Source organism: Halomonas sp. BN3-1 (assembly GCF_003056325.1).
GTDB classification, from domain to species: domain Bacteria; phylum Pseudomonadota; class Gammaproteobacteria; order Pseudomonadales; family Halomonadaceae; genus Halomonas; species Halomonas litopenaei.
In genome coordinates this window covers 105427-122177 of sequence record NZ_PYVV01000006.1, presented here as the reverse complement: position 1 = coordinate 122177, position 16751 = coordinate 105427, and the positions used below count along the sequence as shown (strand labels likewise).

14 protein-coding genes are annotated in these 16751 nt (G+C 64.3%); 10 read left to right on the top strand and 4 right to left on the bottom strand.

Annotated elements, in window-relative coordinates; all coding sequences use genetic code 11:
* Positions 1 to 22 precede the first annotated feature (22 nt).
* The 3 genes from C9F12_RS10270 to C9F12_RS10260 are packed head-to-tail and all read right to left on the bottom strand — an operon-like array spanning position 23 to position 4177.
* Positions 23 to 1000: a TAXI family TRAP transporter solute-binding subunit gene (locus C9F12_RS10270; RefSeq protein ID WP_083970540.1), complete on the bottom strand. Its 978-nt coding sequence runs from the start codon at positions 998 to 1000 to the stop codon at positions 23 to 25.
* Entirely contained in the window at positions 984 to 2939 is a 1956-nt protein-coding gene (locus C9F12_RS10265) for a TRAP transporter fused permease subunit (protein WP_108448810.1), read from the bottom strand. The genes C9F12_RS10270 and C9F12_RS10265 overlap by 17 nt, the downstream gene beginning before the upstream one ends.
* A 29-nt stretch (positions 2940 to 2968) precedes the next feature.
* Positions 2969 to 4177: an ROK family transcriptional regulator gene (locus C9F12_RS10260; protein ID WP_045994002.1), complete on the bottom strand. Its 1209-nt coding sequence runs from the start codon at positions 4175 to 4177 to the stop codon at positions 2969 to 2971.
* A 227-nt stretch (positions 4178 to 4404) separates the two neighbouring features.
* Here C9F12_RS10260 and C9F12_RS10255 point away from each other — a divergent pair, with 227 nt between their 5' ends.
* Positions 4405 to 5373: a formylglycine-generating enzyme family protein gene (locus C9F12_RS10255; protein WP_108448809.1), complete on the top strand. Its 969-nt coding sequence runs from the start codon at positions 4405 to 4407 to the stop codon at positions 5371 to 5373.
* Positions 5374 to 5481: 108 nt separating this feature from the next.
* Here C9F12_RS10255 and C9F12_RS10250 read toward each other — a convergent pair whose 3' ends face one another.
* Positions 5482 to 6948 carry a PLP-dependent aminotransferase family protein gene (locus C9F12_RS10250; RefSeq protein WP_108448866.1) on the bottom strand — a complete coding sequence of 489 codons (1467 nt, stop codon included), beginning with the start codon at positions 6946 to 6948 and terminating at the stop codon, positions 5482 to 5484.
* Positions 6949 to 7131: 183 nt separating this feature from the next.
* On the opposite strand from C9F12_RS10250, the gene C9F12_RS10245 reads away from it, so the two are divergent.
* The 9 genes from C9F12_RS10245 to urtD all read left to right on the top strand — a co-directional run bounded on the left by C9F12_RS10245 (position 7132) and on the right by urtD (position 16713).
* Positions 7132 to 7593: a GNAT family N-acetyltransferase gene (locus C9F12_RS10245; protein WP_045992505.1), complete on the top strand. Its 462-nt coding sequence runs from the start codon at positions 7132 to 7134 to the stop codon at positions 7591 to 7593.
* Between the two features lie 61 nt (positions 7594 to 7654).
* Positions 7655 to 8323 carry an FMN-binding negative transcriptional regulator gene (locus C9F12_RS10240; RefSeq protein ID WP_108448808.1) on the top strand — a complete coding sequence of 223 codons (669 nt, stop codon included), beginning with the start codon at positions 7655 to 7657 and terminating at the stop codon, positions 8321 to 8323.
* Positions 8324 to 8550: 227 nt separating this feature from the next.
* Positions 8551 to 9120: an N-acetyltransferase gene (locus tag C9F12_RS10235; protein WP_162816448.1), complete on the top strand. Its 570-nt coding sequence runs from the start codon at positions 8551 to 8553 to the stop codon at positions 9118 to 9120.
* Positions 9121 to 9230: 110 nt separating this feature from the next.
* Positions 9231 to 10316 (top strand): isocitrate/isopropylmalate dehydrogenase family protein, encoded by a 1086-nt coding sequence (locus C9F12_RS10230; protein WP_205254664.1) that lies wholly within the window; start codon positions 9231 to 9233, stop codon positions 10314 to 10316.
* Between the two features lie 226 nt (positions 10317 to 10542).
* Positions 10543 to 10812 carry a type II toxin-antitoxin system ParD family antitoxin gene (locus C9F12_RS10225; protein WP_108448805.1) on the top strand — a complete coding sequence of 90 codons (270 nt, stop codon included), beginning with the start codon at positions 10543 to 10545 and terminating at the stop codon, positions 10810 to 10812.
* 812 nt (positions 10813 to 11624) lie between these two features.
* A complete protein-coding gene (gene urtA / locus C9F12_RS10215; protein WP_083970372.1) occupies positions 11625 to 12980 on the top strand; it encodes an urea ABC transporter substrate-binding protein in 1356 nt (451 codons plus the stop codon).
* A 101-nt stretch (positions 12981 to 13081) separates the two neighbouring features.
* Positions 13082 to 14716, top strand: a complete 1635-nt coding sequence (gene urtB, locus C9F12_RS10210; RefSeq protein ID WP_108448803.1) for an urea ABC transporter permease subunit UrtB — start codon at positions 13082 to 13084, stop codon at positions 14714 to 14716.
* A gap of 3 nt (positions 14717 to 14719) precedes the next feature.
* Positions 14720 to 15883: an urea ABC transporter permease subunit UrtC gene (gene urtC / locus C9F12_RS10205; protein WP_108448802.1), complete on the top strand. Its 1164-nt coding sequence runs from the start codon at positions 14720 to 14722 to the stop codon at positions 15881 to 15883.
* Entirely contained in the window at positions 15880 to 16713 is an 834-nt protein-coding gene (urtD, locus tag C9F12_RS10200) for an urea ABC transporter ATP-binding protein UrtD (RefSeq protein WP_108448801.1), read from the top strand. Before urtC ends, urtD begins: the two co-directional genes overlap by 4 nt.
* Positions 16714 to 16751 lie beyond the last annotated feature (38 nt).

Sequence of the window (16751 nt, the reverse complement as noted above, 5' to 3'; positions counted from 1 at the left end):
CTGGTTCCTGTGTGGGGGTGGCTCAGTCGTCGCTGGTGCGGGCGACGAACTCCTCGATCCCGGGGATGCCGACTTCGCGGTAGTAGCGAAGGGCCCCCGGATGCAGCGGCGAGCCGAAGCCGTTCAGCACCGTGTCTGCCGACATCGCGGCAAAGGCTGGATGCATGCCGGCCAGGTCATCGAGGTTCTCGAACACCGCCTTGGTCATCTGATAGACCTGCTCTTCGGGCACGTCTGACGAGATCACCAGGCCATTGGCCAGGCCATAGGTGCGCGTGTCCTCCGTCACGCCGTCATAGGTGTCGGCGGGGATCGACAGGCGGTAGTAGGGCGGGTAGTCCGCGTGCAGCGCTTCGAAGAAATCGTCTGCTACCGGGATCAGCTTGAGGTCGCGCTGGGCCGCGAGCTGGATGACCGGAGGCAACGGGAAGGAGCCGTTCCACAGGGCGGCGTCGATGTTGCCGTCGCTCAGCATGTCGGTCATGTCGCCAAGGCGCACACGGAAGGGCTCATAGTCCCCGCCGGCGATACGTTCCATCAGCAGGTCGGCATCCAGCATCGAGGTCCCGCCGGGCTGGCCCATGCCGACGCGTTTGCCCTTGAGGTCCTCGAGCGTATTCACGCTGCTGCCCTCGACGGTGAGGATGTGCATGGCGACCGGAGCGATCGACATCCAGGCCATGATCTTGCCGGGCTCCGTGCCCTCGTAGTTGCCGGTGGCGGTGTAGGCTTCATAGGCCGACAGTGAGGTCGCCAGCGAGGCTTCCATCTCTCCGTTCTGCATCAGCCGGATGTTGGCGATGTAGCCCTTGGTTTCCTCGGCGGTGGCCTGCACCCCTTCGACGTTCCTGTTGATGACGTCGGCGACGCCGGCGGCCCAGGTATAGGCGGTGCAGGGTACCGGGCAGGAACCGATGGACAGGTAGTCACTGGCCTTGGCCGCGACTGGAAGCACCAGTAGACAGGATGCGGCAAGCGCACCTTTAAGAGTGTTTTTCATGGGAGGTTTCCTTAGTTGTTGTTGAAGCCGGGGCGGTCCCGGTCGTGCTTTCTGTCTCCGTCGCCGGGAGGGTGCTGCGCATGAGCCAGACGACGAGTGCTGCAAGGAGGACCAGCGCGGCCAGGTCGAAGCGCCAGTCGGAGTTCATGAAAAGGGTGGCGGTCAAGGCAAATGCCAGGCGTTCGAACAGGCGCAGGCGCCGGCTGAAGTGGCCCAGCATAGCGGCGCTGGCGCAGATCCCGCCGGCGATGGCGGTGATGAACGACAGCACCACCTGGGGCACGGTCACATCGATGCCCAGGATTGCCGGGTCGTAGACGAAGAAGTAGGGCACGGCGAAGGCCGCCATGCCGAACTGGCAGGCCAGGACCGCGATCTTGAGAGGGTTGCCCTTGGCGATTGAGGCCGCCGCATAGGCAGCCAGTGCCACCGGTGGCGTGATCGACGACAGCATGGCCGAGTACAGCACGAACAGATGAGCCGCCAGCAGACCGACGCCCAGGTCGACCAGGGCGGGGGCGACCAGGGTGGCGACCAGGATATAGGCGGCGGCGGTCGGCAGGCCCATGCCGAGGATGATGCAGGTGAGCATCGTCAGTACCAGCGCCAGGGGCAGGGAGCCACCCGATAGCATCACCACCAGGCTCGAGAACTTCAGCCCGATGCCGGTCAGGGTGATGATGCCGATGATCACCCCCGCCACGGCGCAGGCCAGCGCCACCGGGATGACGGCCTGGGCCGCCGCCAGGCAGGTGTCGACGAGACGGCGAGGTGTCAGCGCCGTCGCCCGGTCAAGATAGCTGATCAGTGACGAGGCAATGATCGCCCAGAAGGACGAGAGCATGATGGAATAGCCGTTGAGCAGCATGCTCACGAAAACCGGCAGGGGAAGCAGCAGGTAGGAGTGCTTCAGGATCCTGCGCCAGTTGGTCACGGTGCCGGCCACGTGCTGCACCGGGATATTGCGCCGCGCCGCCTCGAAATGGACCATCGCCAGCAGCACCGCGTAGAAGATCACGGCGGGGAGGAAGGCGGCCTTGGCGATGACGAGGTAGGAGGTGTTGGTGAACTCCGCCATGATGAAGGCCGCCGCACCCATCACCGGCGGCATCAACTGGCCCCCGGTCGAGGCCACGGCCTCGATGGCGCCGGCGGCTTCCTTGCGATAGCCGCTCTTCTGCATCAAGGGGATCGAAATCGGTCCGGTTGTCAGGACGTTTGCCACGGCGGTGCCGGAGATCATGCCCATCAGGCTCGAGCCGACCACGGCGGCCTTGGCTGGCCCACCTCGCATCTTGCCGGTCAGTGCGGTGGCGAAGTCCATCATGACCTGACCCGCGCCGGTTTTCTCCAGCAAGGCGCCGAGCACCACGACACCGGTGACGAAGGTGGCGCTGACCCCGAGTGGCGTACTGAAGATGCCGCCACCACCCAGATAGATCTGCGAGATCACCCGTTTGACCGAATACCCCCGGTGGCCAAGCGGCTCCGGCAGATAGGCACCGAGCAAGCCATAGGCGAGAAAGACGGAAGCGAGAATGACGATCGGCCAGCCGATGGTGCGCCGGCAGGCATCGAACAGCGCAACGATGAGGATGACGCCGAACACGATCTCGTAGGAGGTGATCGCCCCATAGCGGCTGTTGATCGCGTCGAAATTGAAAAGCTGGTGGCCGGTGGCGAGGACTGCCCCTGCCAAGGCGGCCAGGAACCACAGGCGTGCCCCAATACCGACAGGCGCGCGCGCTCCCGCGTCAGACTCGGTGCCGATCAGGGCCATGGCGAACACCATCACCATGACCATCAGCAGATGCGCGCTGCGCTGGATGCCATCGGGGAAGACCCCGAAGTAGGCGGTATAGAGTGTCAGTCCGATCAGACCGACCGCCGCCATGGCGATCACGCTGGTCAAACACCTTTGTTGTACGCTGTCAGCCATGGGAAAGACCCTCCCGTTTCGGTGGCGCGCTAGGCAAAGCGCTGGTAGTCAAGCCGGTTGGAGTAGCAGAAGACATGCAGCGCCAGCAGCGCCGCTGCGTCGCCGGACGAGAAGGTGCCTTTGGTCAGTTCGAAGTCCGAATCCGTGCCGTAGTCGAAGTCGTTTCTCAGTGCCGTCTCGACCGCCGAGTAGTAGGTCTCGTTGGTGCCGAGATGGCCGCTCAGGATCACCCTTTGCGGGCCGAGCAATTTCACGATGCAGTCAAGCGCCGGTGCCAGTTGTGCCCCGGCCTGCTGGACCAGGGCATCGGCTTTGCCGTCTTCCAGCGCGGCCAGCAGTGAGGTGGCGTAGTAGGACAGCCTGGAGCGATCGAATCGCTGATGATCGAGCTTGCCCAACTGCGACAGCAGGCCGAAGCCGGTGGCCGACAGGTTGAGGCAATCGTTTCTGCCACAGACGCATTCGAGCGGACGCGTCTGGGCGCGAAAATGACCGATCAGCCCCGATACCTCGGATGCGCCTCGCACCAGGCGATGATCGGAAACCACGCTGGCGCCGACGAAGGTGGCGGCGTGGATGAGTGTGAAGTCCGAAATATCCCGGGCGGCGCCGAACCGCATCTCGGCGATCGCCAGTGAATTCGAGATATTCTCGACCTCGACCGGCAGGTTGGTCAGGGCTCGAATCTCACGGCAGAAGCGCCCGTCGTCTCCCCCCCAGCCAAAATATTCCGATTTGACGATTCGGCCTTCTTCCGGCTGGGTGCGGGCCGACAGAGAGACCCCGACACCGACCATGCGGTCCTGGTCGATCCCGGACGCGATGATCAGATCGTGCAACGCTCTGGCGTAGAACTTTGCGGTCTCTGCCACGTCGGCAAGGGGGGGATCGTCGAGATGGGCGCGGGCGACGGGGGAGCCGTTGGCATCGCAGATCGATACCTCGGAATGGTAGGCCGACACCGTGATGCCGCCGGCGAAGATGCCGTCCTTGACGATGCGCAGGCCGGTCTTGGGGCGGCCGACGGACTTCTTCGGGGTGTCGACGCTGAATTCCTCGACGATTCCTGCCGCCACCAGTTCTCGCACGATGCGGGTGGCAGCCATCTCGGAAAATCCCTGCCGACGTGCCAGCTCTGCCCGAGAGATGCCCGGGCTCATCTGGATGTCGGACAGAAACAGGCCTCGGTGGGCCTTGCGCAGGCTGGCGGGTGTGTTGTCAGTGTTTTTGTTGATCATGATCAGGGTTTCTTTTAATAACTATCTGTTAGATATTAATTGGAGGAGCTGGTTTGTCAAACAGAAGTTCGGGGTGCTTTGTGCCTGGCCGGCTGTCTGTTTGGCGGCTTTCAAGGGTTGATGCACCATGAGTCCATGGCGGCAGTCCGCTGACCTGCGCCATGCCAATCTGCTGCGCCATGCCAATTTGCTGCGCCTTGCGCCAACTGAGATCTGATCGTTCGCCCATGACTTCGATACATGACACTTCCCGCCGCAGCTGCTGTTCTCCTTCCGCCGACGCTGCTTCGCGTTCACCCGCGATCGAGATCCCGTGGTCGGACACTCCGCGTGCCGATGAGGGGGCGGTCGAGATTCCTGGCGGCAAGGCTTACCTGGGCACCGCCACCCCGGTCATCCTCGATGACGGCGAAGGCCCCCTGCGGCGCAAGCGGGTGGCAGCGTTCAGAATCGGCGCGACGGCGGTCACCAACGCGCAGTTTGCGGCGTTCGTCGAGGACACCGGCTTTGTGACCGAGGCCGAGCGCCTCGGCTGGAGCTTCGTGTTTCACCGCCAGGTAGCAGGCAATGTGCGTGACACCCTGGGTGTGGAATCACTGGAGTGGTGGCGCCGGGTGGACGGAGCCAACTGGCGTGATGTCGACGGCGCGGGCAATGATGCCGCGACCTGCCTTGCTGACCATCCGGTGGTGCATGTGTCCTGGCATGATGCCAAGGCCTATGCGAACTGGGCAGGAGGGCGGCTGCCGACCGAGGTGGAATGGGAGCATGCCGCGCGCGGCGGGCAGGGTGATGTGCCCTTTCCCTGGGGGGATCGGCAGCCCGACGACACCTCGTATTTTCCCTGCAATATCTGGCAGGGCCGGTTTCCCCACGAGAATCTCGGTCGCGATGGCTATCTGTTCACCGCTCCGGCGAAGGCCTTTGCACCCAATGGCTACGGGCTCTTCAACATGGTGGGAAATGTCTGGGAGTGGACGGCTGAGCCTTTCGTCGTTCGCTCGCTGAGACGATCGGCCCAGGCATTCGGCAAGTCGCGAAGGGGATGTCGCTTGCTCAAGGGCGGCTCACACCTGTGCCACGTCAGCTACTGTTTCCGCTATCGCATCGCCGCCCGCAGCAGCAATACGCCTGACTCCACCACCACCCACCAGGGATTCAGGGTGGTCTGGGATATTCAGCGAACTGCCAAGTGACACTCGAGCGCGCGTCGCGGCGAGGGGCGGGAAACCGTATTGCGATCATCGCCGCTGGCATCATCGTCGTTGCCCACTGTCTCGCGAGCTTGGTGCAGCGGCGTCACATCACGTCGGCGCGCCATCGCATCGTGCGTTGTCATCGATCCAGGCCCTGGCCAGCCAGCCGCCGGCTTCGGCGATCCGCTCCGGTGTCGAGCCGGCGTAGCCCAGCACCAGCCCAGGCATGGCATCAGGTGCCAGGTAGTGACCCGATAGCGGTGACAGGGTGACGCCCTCGCGCCGTCCGCGCTCGATCAGGCGTTGCTCCTGTTTCAGTGAGGCGAGCCTTGCCACCAGGTGCATGCCGGCCTGGCCGGCCGACAGTTCAAGTCCCTGCTCCACGGCCGGCGCCAGGGCCTCGCGCAGGCATGCCTGGCGCTGTCGATAGCAGTGGCGCATGCGCGCGATGTGGCGAGAGAAGTGTCCCTCGACGATAAAGTCTGCCAGCGCTGACTGGGAGACGTACTGGCCTTCCCGATGCAGTCGCGCGTTGGCGCGGCGAAAGTCGTCCACCAGGGCCTCGGGAAGTACCAGGTAGCCGAGCCTGAGGCCCGGGTAGAGCACCTTGCTGAAGGTGCCGACGTAGAGCACCGGACCGCCCCCGGCCAGCCCCTGCAGGGAGGCCACCGGCGCGGTGGTATAGCGAAATTCGCTGTCGTAGTCGTCCTCGATGATCAGCGCGCCGTGGTGGCGGGCGAAGTCGAGCAGGGCGAGACGCCGTGCCACCGGCATCGTCACGCCGCAGGGGTACTGATGCGAGGGGGTGACATAGATCAGTCGCGGTGGCGGGCTATCCGGGGCGAGAGCCTCAGGCTGCATGCCCTGTGCGTCCACCGGTACCGGGACGGGCGTTAGCCCGGCCATGTTGAAGCAGGCCTTGGCACCGGCATAGCCGGGATCCTCGACCCAGACGCTGTCACCGGGGTCGGCCAGCAGGCGGGCGATCAGCTCGAAGCCCTGCTGGGCGCCCTGGGTAATCAGGATCTGATGTGGTTGGCAATTGACCGAGCGCGATAGACGCAGGTAGTCACACAGCGCCGTCTTGAGGGCGTGATGCCCGCCGCTGGTGGCGTAGCCGAAGGCGTCGAGACTGGCCTGGTGACGGTGGCGCCGTAGCAGGCGCTGCCATGCCTCGCGCGGGAACAGGTCGAGGGCGGGGACGCCCGGGGCGAAGGCGTCACGGGAGCCCTCCATCTCGCCGCAACTCTCCAGCAGGCGCTGACCTCGCCGAGAATGCCAGCGGCTCGCCTGGATGGGGGCGCCGGGCAACGGGCTGGGTTCGGGCAGCGCCAAAGACGCCACGAATAGCCCGGCCCCCGGGCGCGCCTCGACGAAGCCTTCCGCCACCAGGCGGTCCATGGCGGCAAGCACCGTGTTGCGGCCGATGCCGAGGTCCGCGGCCAGCCGTCGAGACGAGGGCAGGGCGCTGGCGGCGGGCAAGCTACCTTGCTGTATCCACTCGCGCAGGGCCGCGTACAGGCGCTGGGACAGCGAACCCGACGGGGGTTCGGCGGCGGGTGGCGCCAGGCGCATGGCCAGCGCTTCGGTGATCCATTCGGCGTGACGGTGAAGGCTGGACACTGGTTCCCCTTTTCTGGACAGTATTGGTTCTTATGGTGGGACCACTATTGCGCAAGACTGGGTGCCTGTCATCCCGACGAGCCGGTGCGCCTCTGGCCAGCCGGCGCACACGACCGCCAATGTGAAAGGTGACTCATGAACCATGTTCGTCCTGCCTGTATCGCCGATCTACAACCCCTGAGTGAGCTGCTCGATGGCTACCGGGTGTTCTATTCACAGGAAAGCGACATCCAGGCTGCCCGCGACTTTCTCCAGACGCGCCTCGCGCTCGCCGACTCGCGCCTGCTGGTCAGCGACAACGAGGGTGTGCTCGAAGGCTTCGTTCAGCTCTATCCGACGCTATCCACGGTACGGGTGGGACCGCGCTGGACCCTGGCCGACCTGTTCGTGGCGCCCGAGGCGCGTGGCAAGGGGATCGGCCGTGAGCTGATGGAGGCCGCCGCGAACCTGGCGAGGGAGCAGGGTGTCGGGCAGTTGACGCTCAATACGCAGACCCACAACCACACCGCCCAGGCGTTGTATGAGTCACTTAACTGGCAGCGCAACGACGCCTTCTACGCCTATACCCTGAACCTGGATGACCCTGCGGGCACATAAACTTCTACTTCTCGCAGTCAACATTGATGGATGCCAACCACCTTGAAGGAGCGCGTGACCCTTGTATCAGCCCAGACACTTCGCCATGACCGACGATGACGCCATGATGGCGGTGGTCCGTGCCTATCCCTTTGCGACCCTGGTCACCGACGGTGACCAGGGGGTGTGTATCGACCACCTGCCCCTGATGGTCGAGCAGACGGCACAGGGCGCGCTGGTGCTGCGTGGACATATCGCCCGAGCTAATGCCCTCTGGCGGCTGGGGGAGGGTGAGCGAGCAGACGCGGCAGCGATCGAGGCGGTGGCGATCTTTCATGGCCCCGACGCCTATATTTCGCCTGGCTGGTATCCCGACAAGCGCCGCCATGGTCGCGTGGTGCCGACCTGGAACTACCAGGTAGTGCACGCCCACGGTCGGCTCGTCTTCCCGCGTGAAAGCGATTGGCTCACCTCGCACCTGACGACACTGGTCGATCGCTTCGAGGCGGGCCGGGAAGCGCCCTGGGCGGTGGACGACGCCCCCGAAGACTACCTGGAGGGGATGCGGCGTGGCATTGTGGGGGTGGAGCTCGAGGTGGCGCGCCTGGTGGGCAAACACAAGGCCAGCCAGCACAAGCCGTTGGAAGAACGCGAGGGTATCCGCGAAGGCCTTCGAGAGGATGGGCGTTCGGCTTGTGACGCTGCCGTGCTGTGTGGAGATGATCCAGCGCCAAGGTACGAAGGCGATTGACCCCTTGGACTGGCATTCGAGATCGGGCGACTGGTGGGCAAGCACTTGGCTGACTAGTACAAGCCCGGCAGCACAAGCCCAGGAAGAACGCGAGGGTATCCGCGAAGGCCTTCGAGGGGATGGGCGTTCGGCTCGTGACGCTGCCGTGCTGTGTGGCGATCAGCAGCGATGATTCCACCCGCTGGGGCAACAACGATGGGGCAACAACGATGGAGCAAGGACGCGAGATGAATGACTGCCTGAGGCAGGCAACGCTCGAGGACGCCGAAACGCTGGCCGCCCTGGGGCGCCGGACCTTTTACCAGACCTTTGTCGACTTTTACTCGAAAGCGACCATGGAGCGCTATCTGAGTGATGCCTTTGACCTGGGAAGGGTGCAGCGCGAGTTGGCCTGCCCACAGTCGCGATTCTGGCTGCTGGAAGAGGCCGGCCGCAGCGAGACGGGTGAAGCGGGAAAGGAGCGCGAGGGCGTTGCCAAGGCGCCCGTAGCGGTCGGCTATCTCAAGCTCAACTGGGGGGAGGCCCAGACCGATCTGAGCGAGCACAATGGTCTCGAGATCGAGCGCATCTATCTGCTGGCCGAGGCCCAGGGCCGAGGGCTTGGCAAGATGCTGTACGACAAGGCCATCACCGAGGCGCGAGAACAGGCCAGGGCCTTCGTCTGGCTGGGCGTGTGGGAAAACAATCATCCCGCCATCGCCTTCTATCGCTCCCGGGGCTTTGTCGAGGTAGGCACCCACAGTTTTCAGATGGGCGATGTGGTGGACAGGGATCTGATCATGCGGCGTGATCTCTGACGTCGCCATCGCCATCGCCATCGACCATAAGGTCCTATGGATAGAACATCGCTGCACCACGATACTGCGAGGCCACCATCAATGGACAACAACAAGACGAGGGAATCTCTGTGAGTTATCGAATTGCCACCATCGCTGGTGACGGTATCGGCCCGGAGGTCGCGGGCGCCACGGTGCGGGCACTGCAAGCGCTGCTGGGCAGCGACGTGCTACGTTTCGACTGGCTCGACGGTGGGGCGGGGCACTATGACAAGACCGGCGAGGTGCTGCCCCAGTCGACGCTGGACGCCTGTCGGGCCAGTCACGCCATCCTGCATGGCGCCGCCGGGCTGCCGGGGGTGACCTACGACGACGGGACCGAGGTGGGCAACGACCTGCACCTCAAGCTGCGCTTCGGACTGGACCTTTACGCCAACGTGCGTCCGATCCGCCTGCTGCCCGGGGTCGAGTCGCCGTTGAGACACCATCAGCCCGGTACCATCGACTATGTCATCGTGCGCGAGAACACCGAAGGCCTCTACGCCAGTCGCGGCGCAGGGGTGGTGCTGCGCGACGAGATGGCAAGCGACAGCCTGGTGATCACCCGCAAGGGCACCGAGCGAGTCGCGCGCTTCGCCCTGGAGCTGTCACGGCGACGTCAGGGCGCACCGAAGGACGGCAAGCGGCGGCTTACCGTCTGTGACAAGGCCAACATCCTCAGAAGCTACGCCTTCTTTCGCAAGGTGTGCGACGAGGTAGGCGCCGAGTTCAATGACGTCGAACTCGACTACGCCTACGTCGACGCCATGACGGTGCACCTGGTCAAGCGTCCGGACTTCTATGACGTGATCGTCGCCGAGAATCTGTTCGGTGACATCATTTCGGACCTGGGGGCGGCCACCGTCGGCGGGATGGGGGTGTCGCCGTCTGCCGAACTGGGCGATCGCCACGGTCTGTTCCAGGGGGCACACGGCAGCGCCCCGGATATCGCCGGGCAGGACGCCGCCAACCCCATCGCCACCCTGTTGTCCGGGGCCATGATGCTCGAATGGCTGGCGGTGGAGCACGCCGACGATCGTCTGTCTGACGCCGCCGGTCGGTTGCGTCAAGCGGTGGACGGCGTACTGTCCGATGGCCGGTATCGGCCCCGGGAATTCGGCGGCGATACCGGCTGCAGCGCCTTTACCGAACAGGTGCTCCGCCAGCTCGAGGGCTAAGCCTTGTCGATGAAACGGTCTGGTGCTTGGCCCTGTGTCGGGTCCCAAGGGGGCTCATGGCGGGATACCCAGTCCGGTTCAGGTTCGATGTCTTCAAGGCAGTGCGCGCCAAGTGCTGCGAGAGACGTCGGTCGCGCAGACGGTCCTGGTCGGGTTCCAGGGGTGGCTAATCTGGCCACCCCTGGCCAATCTTGCACCAGATGTATTCTGGTCAATAGGAGGGCGTATGCCGGCCAATCATGCTCGAAACGTGGCGCTCACACCTGAACTAGATGGTTTTATCGACGAACTGGTGGCCTCTGGGGATTACGCCAATGCCAGCGAAGTGCTACGAGCGGGGTTGCGTGCACTCAAGGAACGTCGTGAGATTGCGCTCATCGGCTCTCGAATAGATGTCGCGCTTGAGCAGCTTGATCGTGGAGAAGGTGTAACCGGTGATCCACGAAAAGTTCTGGGTAGTGTTCTCGAGGCTGCTCGAACAGGCGATGCTTCTTGAAGTGATTGATTTACGCGCCGGCGGCACTTGCAAGCCTGCAAGATATTCTTCGTTGGACCCTATCGGAATTCGGCGAGGCGAGAGCCGAGCGGTATACGGCACAACTTGTTCACCGCCTTGAATCCCTGGCGGCGGGACATCCGCCCCATCCCAGGCCATGCTCGACACTATCGAGCACCGCTGGCCATGAATCTCACCTTCGCTACTTCCGTGAAGGTCGACACTATCTGATCTTGCGCGAGACGGACGAGACACTCGAACTTGTCGAAGTCTTCCACGAACGGATGAATGTGGACGCATGGCTACGTGCCTTGTCTCGGTGATGTTTTCGTATCGACTCCCATTTGCCTTCCGAACAGACACCCCAGCTGTGTCGCTGAAAGGTGGCTGCGCTCGGAACACTTGTACTCGCCGCTGCCGTCATGCTGGGCCCTGCAAGTGAAGCGTCTCGATATAGGGCGCTCCTTTCTGGTGCCGGCCGTGGCGGGGTGCACCGCTGGTTGGCGCTGTGGTGGTGCAGAAGCAGGGGGCGGGGGAGCGAAGTGCACCATGCATGGTGCAATGATGCGCCCCGGTGGCGCGAGATGCTCTCTTGTGGCGCAAGGCGGGGTGGGTAAGCCCCCGTCTTGGCCGACGTAATGTCGGAATTTATAAATGTTTTATATGGCTGGCATGGGACTTGCTTGAAGTGGTGATGGAGGTCGACGTCGCAAGACGTCAGGCCTGAGCGATACAGCGGTTTTAGCAGAACCGCTTGGCTCCCTCTCGACGATGGTCCATCACAACGACAAGGCAACCCCTGGAGGTTTCCCATGCCCACCGCTTCGATCTCTTCTACGCAGGTTTGTGCCCACCGTTCCAAAGCGCTTTCTAAAAAGGCGCTGGCCAGCCTGGCCGTGTCCACGCTGTCGCTGGCCATCGCCGCACCGGCGCTCGCCCAGGAGGACCCGATCAAGGTCGGTATCCTGCATTCGCTGTCCGGTACCATGGCGATCAGCGAGTCGACCCTGAAAGACACCATGCTGATGCTGATCGAGCAGCAGAACGAAGCGGGTGGCCTGCTCGGCCGCGAGCTTGAGCCGGTGGTGGTGGACCCGGCCTCCAACTGGCCGCTGTTTGCCGAGAAGGCCCGCGAGCTGCTGGCGCAGGAAGAGGTCGACGTGATCTTCGGCAACTGGACCTCGGTATCGCGCAAGTCGGTGCTGCCGGTGGTCGAGGAGCTCAATGGTCTGCTGTTCTATCCGGTGCAGTACGAAGGCGAGGAATCCTCCGAAAACGTCTTCTACACCGGCGCTGCGCCCAACCAGCAGGCGATTCCTGCGGTGGACTACCTGATGAACGAGGTCGGTGTTGAGCGCTGGGTGCTGGCCGGTACCGACTATGTCTATCCGCGCACGACCAACAAGATCCTCGAAGCCTACCTGAAATCACAGGGCGTGGCCGACGAGGACATCATGGTCAACTACACCCCCTTCGGTCACTCCGACTGGCAGAACATCGTCTCCGAGATCAAGCAGTTCGGTGGTGCCGGCAAGAAGACGGCGGTGGTCTCCACCATCAATGGCGACGCCAACGTGCCCTTCTACCGGGAGCTGGCCAACCAGGGCGTCGAGGCCTCGGATATCCCGGTGGTGGCCTTCTCGGTGGGTGAGCAGGAGCTGTCCGGTCTCGACACCGCGCCGCTGGTCGGCCACCTGGCGGCCTGGAACTACTTCATGAGCGTGGATGAAGACGTCAACTACGACTTCATCGACGCCTGGTACGACTACACCGGCGACGACAACGCCGTCACCAACGACCCCATGGAAGCCCACTATATCGGCTTCAACATGTGGGCCGAGGCGGTGCGCAAGGCGGAGACCACCGATGTCGATGCGGTCAAGGAAGCGATCATCGGTGTGTCGGTGCCCAATCTTACCGGCGGCTACGCCACCATGATGCCCAACCACCACATCACCAAGCCGGTGCTGATCGGCGAGATCCAGGACAACGGCCAGTTCTCGGTGGTGTGGCAGACCCCGTCCACCGTGGCCGGCGACGCCTGGTCCGACTATCTGGAAGGCTCCCGCGATCTGATCAGCGACTGGCGTGCTCCACTTGAGTGCGGCAACTACAACGTGGTGCAGGGTAGCTGCGGTGGTGGCTCAGACGTCGCCTCCAGCGAATAGAACATAACGACAAGGGGCCGGTGCGCACGGCGCACCGGCCCGGATCACGCCAACCCTGCCCGTGGTGCCGTCGGCACCCGGGTGTCTCAAGGGACCTCACCATGAATTTAATTGCAGGTCGTCACTGGCTGAGCGCGCTGGTGCTGCTTTGCCTCGTCGCCCTGGGGCTGGGCCAGGCTTGGGCTCAGGACGCCGGCGCTTCCGAGGCCGCTTCTTCCGACCAGGGGCCGGCGCTGTTGTCGGCGCTGGCCGAGTCCAGCTTCCGCGACAAGGAAGCGGCCATCGACGCCATCGCCGAGAGCGGTGACGAGCGCGCCCGGCGCTGGCTCGAGAGCTTTGCCGAGGGCAAGCTCGCCCGCGTCAAGGACAGCGGCGCTATCGTCGTGGTACTGGAAAATCGCGGTCGCAACTGGCCCGTGGCCGACGCCCTGACGCTGGAGCCGGCGGGCGAAATATCGCGCCGCGAGCTCGACCGCGTCTCCATCAACAACAGTCTCAGGGGCTATCTGGACAGCACCCTGGCGCTGATCGACCTGCGTGTCGACGACCCTGCCCAGCGGCTGGCGGCGGCGCGGGATCTGCTGGGCGAGGTCGACCCGGAGGCGGTCGAGTCGCTGAGCGAGCTGGCCGCCGCCGAGAGCGACCCCGAGGTGGCCGCGACCCTGGAGCAGGCCATCGCCATCGCACGGGTCGAACAGGGAGACGTCGCGGCGGTCGAGGCGCTGTCCGGCAGCCTCAATGGCCAGGCCAGGGCCGCGCTGATGCAGGCCAGCCGCAGCGACGATGTAGCGCTGGCAGAAGCCGCCCAGGCGGCGCTTGCCGAAAGCGAGCAGGCGCTCAAGCTCAACCGCGCCGCCGAGACGCTCTACTTCGGCCTGTCGCTGGGCTCGGTGCTGGTACTGGCGGCGATCGGCCTGGCTATCACCTTCGGCGTCATGGGGGTGATCAACATGGCCCATGGCGAGCTGATCATGCTGGGGGCCTACACCACCTGGGCGATGCAGCAGCTGTTGCCGGGGCAGCCGGGGCTTGCGCTGCTGCTGGCGATTCCGGCGGGCTTTCTGGTGGCGGCGCTGGTGGGTGTGGCCATCGAGCGAGGCGTCATCCAGTTCCTCAAGGGGCGTCCGCTGGAAACCCTGCTGGCGACCTTCGGCGTCAGCCTGATCCTGCAGCAGCTGGTGCGCACCCTGATCTCTCCGCTCAACCGTACCGTGGTGACGCCCGAGTGGATGAGCGGCTCGCTGGTGATCAACGAGGCGCTGTCGCTGACCCTCAATCGCCTCTATGTGCTGGGCTTCGCCATCCTGGTGTTTGCCGCCTTGATGCTGGTGATGCGCCGCACCCGGCTGGGGCTGGAGGTACGCGCGGTGACCCAGAATCGTGCCATGGCACGCTCCATGGGCATTCGCGCGACCCGCGTCGACATCCTGACCTTCGCGCTGGGGTCGGGGGTGGCTGGCCTAGCGGGGGTGGCGCTGTCACAGCTCACCAACGTCGGTCCCAACCTCGGCCAGAACTACATCATCGACTCCTTCATGGTGGTGGTGTTCGGCGGGGTCGGCAATCTGTGGGGCACCCTGGTGGCGGGGCTCTCGCTGGGGGTGATCAATCAGGTGCTGGAGCCCTGGGCCGGGGCGGTACTGGCCAAGATCCTGGTGCTGGTGTTCATCATTCTGTTCATTCAAAAGCGCCCGAGGGGACTCTTTCCCCAGAAGGGCCGCGCGGCGGAGGGCTGAGCGATGCCATCATCCCGACTATGGCTGGCTCGCCCGTTCGGCGAGCGGTCGACTCTGATCTTCATGGCGGTGCTCGGTGCCACCATGGCGCTGGTGGTGGCGGCAAATCTGCTGCTGGCGCCGGAGCATCCGTTACACGTCTCTACTTATACCGTTACCTTGCTGGGCAAGTACCTGTGCTACGCGCTGCTGGCGGTGGCGGTGGATCTGGTCTGGGGTTACCTGGGGATTCTCAGCCTGGGCCACGGCGCCTTCTTCGCCCTCGGCGGCTACGCCATGGGCATGTACCTGATGCGCCAGATCGGCGACCGCGGTGTCTACGGCGATCCGCTGCTGCCGGACTTCATGGTGTTCCTCGACTGGGACAGTCTGCCCTGGTACTGGCTTGGCTTTGACATGGCCGGTTTTGCCTTTGTGATGGTGCTGCTGGCGCCGGGCCTGCTGGCGCTGGTGTTCGGCTTCCTGGCGTTCCGTTCGCGGGTCACCGGGGTCTACCTGTCGATCATCACCCAGGCGCTGACCTTTGCGCTGATGCTGGCGTTCTTCCGCAACGAGATGGGCTTTGGCGGCAACAACGGCCTGACCGACTTCAAGGAACTGCTGGGCTTCGACCTGTCCGCCGACGCCACACGACTGGGGCTGTTTATCGCATCCGGCGTAGCGCTGGCGCTGGGTTTCCTGCTGTGTCGTGCCATCGTGGTCAGCAAGCTTGGGCGGGTCTGCGTGGCGGTGCGCGACGCCGAGTCCCGCACCCGCTTTCTCGGCTACCGGGTGGAGCGCTATCAGCTGTTCGTGTTCGTCGTCTCGGCCATGCTGGCCGGGGTCGCCGGCGCCCTCTATGTGCCCCAGGTGGGCATCATCAACCCCAGCGAGTTCTCGCCGCTGTTCTCCATCGAGGTGGTGGTGTGGGTGGCCCTGGGTGGCCGTGCCACCCTCTATGGCGCGGTGATCGGTGCGCTGGCGGTGAACTACGCCAAGAGCGTGTTCACCGGGGTGATGCCGGAGGCCTGGCTGTTCGCGCTCGGTGCGCTGTTCGTGCTGGTGACGGTGCTGCTGCCCCAGGGCATCGCCGGGCTTCTGTCACGCTCTCGCCAGCAAGGCAGCGACGATGACAGTGACACGCCAACCGACACGCTGGATGCAACCCCCAGGGAGGCCACCTCATGAGCTTTCTTCAGAGCCTGGCCGATCGCGATCGGGTCTTCGACTTTCTGGTCCCGGAACAATCGCCGGTCGACGTGCGCCACGGCCCGATCCTCTATCTCGAGGACGTGTCGGTGAGCTTCGACGGCTTCAAGGCCATCAATGATCTCAACCTGACCATCGACGACGGCGAACTGCGCTGCATCATCGGCCCCAACGGTGCCGGCAAGACCACCATGATGGACATCATCACCGGCAAGACGCGCCCGGATCAGGGCAGCGTGTGGTTCGGCAGCCGCCACAACCTGTTGACCAAGAACGAGCCGGAGATCGCCCGGCTCGGCATCGGGCGCAAGTTCCAGAAGCCCACGGTGTTCGAGGCGCTGACGGTGTTCGAGAACCTCGAGCTGGCGATGGCCATGGACAAGAGCCTGTGGCCGACGCTCAAGGCGCGCATGACCGGGGAGGTGCTGACGCGAATCGAGGAGGTGCTCGAGACGGTGGGCCTGGCGTCGCTCAGTCGCCGCCAGGCGGGCATCCTGTCCCACGGACAGAAGCAGTGGCTCGAGATCGGCATGCTGTTGATGCAGCGCCCTCGACTGTTGCTGGTCGACGAGCCGGTGGCGGGGATGACCGAGCAGGAGATGGAGCGTACCGCAGAGCTATTGTTGAGCCTCGCCGGCAAGCACTCGGTGGTGGTGGTGGAACACGATATGGGCTTTGTGCGTTCGATCGCCCGCACGGTGACGGTGCTGCATCAGGGCTCGGTGCTGGCCGAGGGCAGTATGGACAAGGTGGCAAGCGACCCCAGGGTGATCGAGGTCTACCTGGGTGGCGACGAGGAGGCGGCATGATCGGACTGGAGCGGGTACCTCAGCAGTCTTCGGTAAGA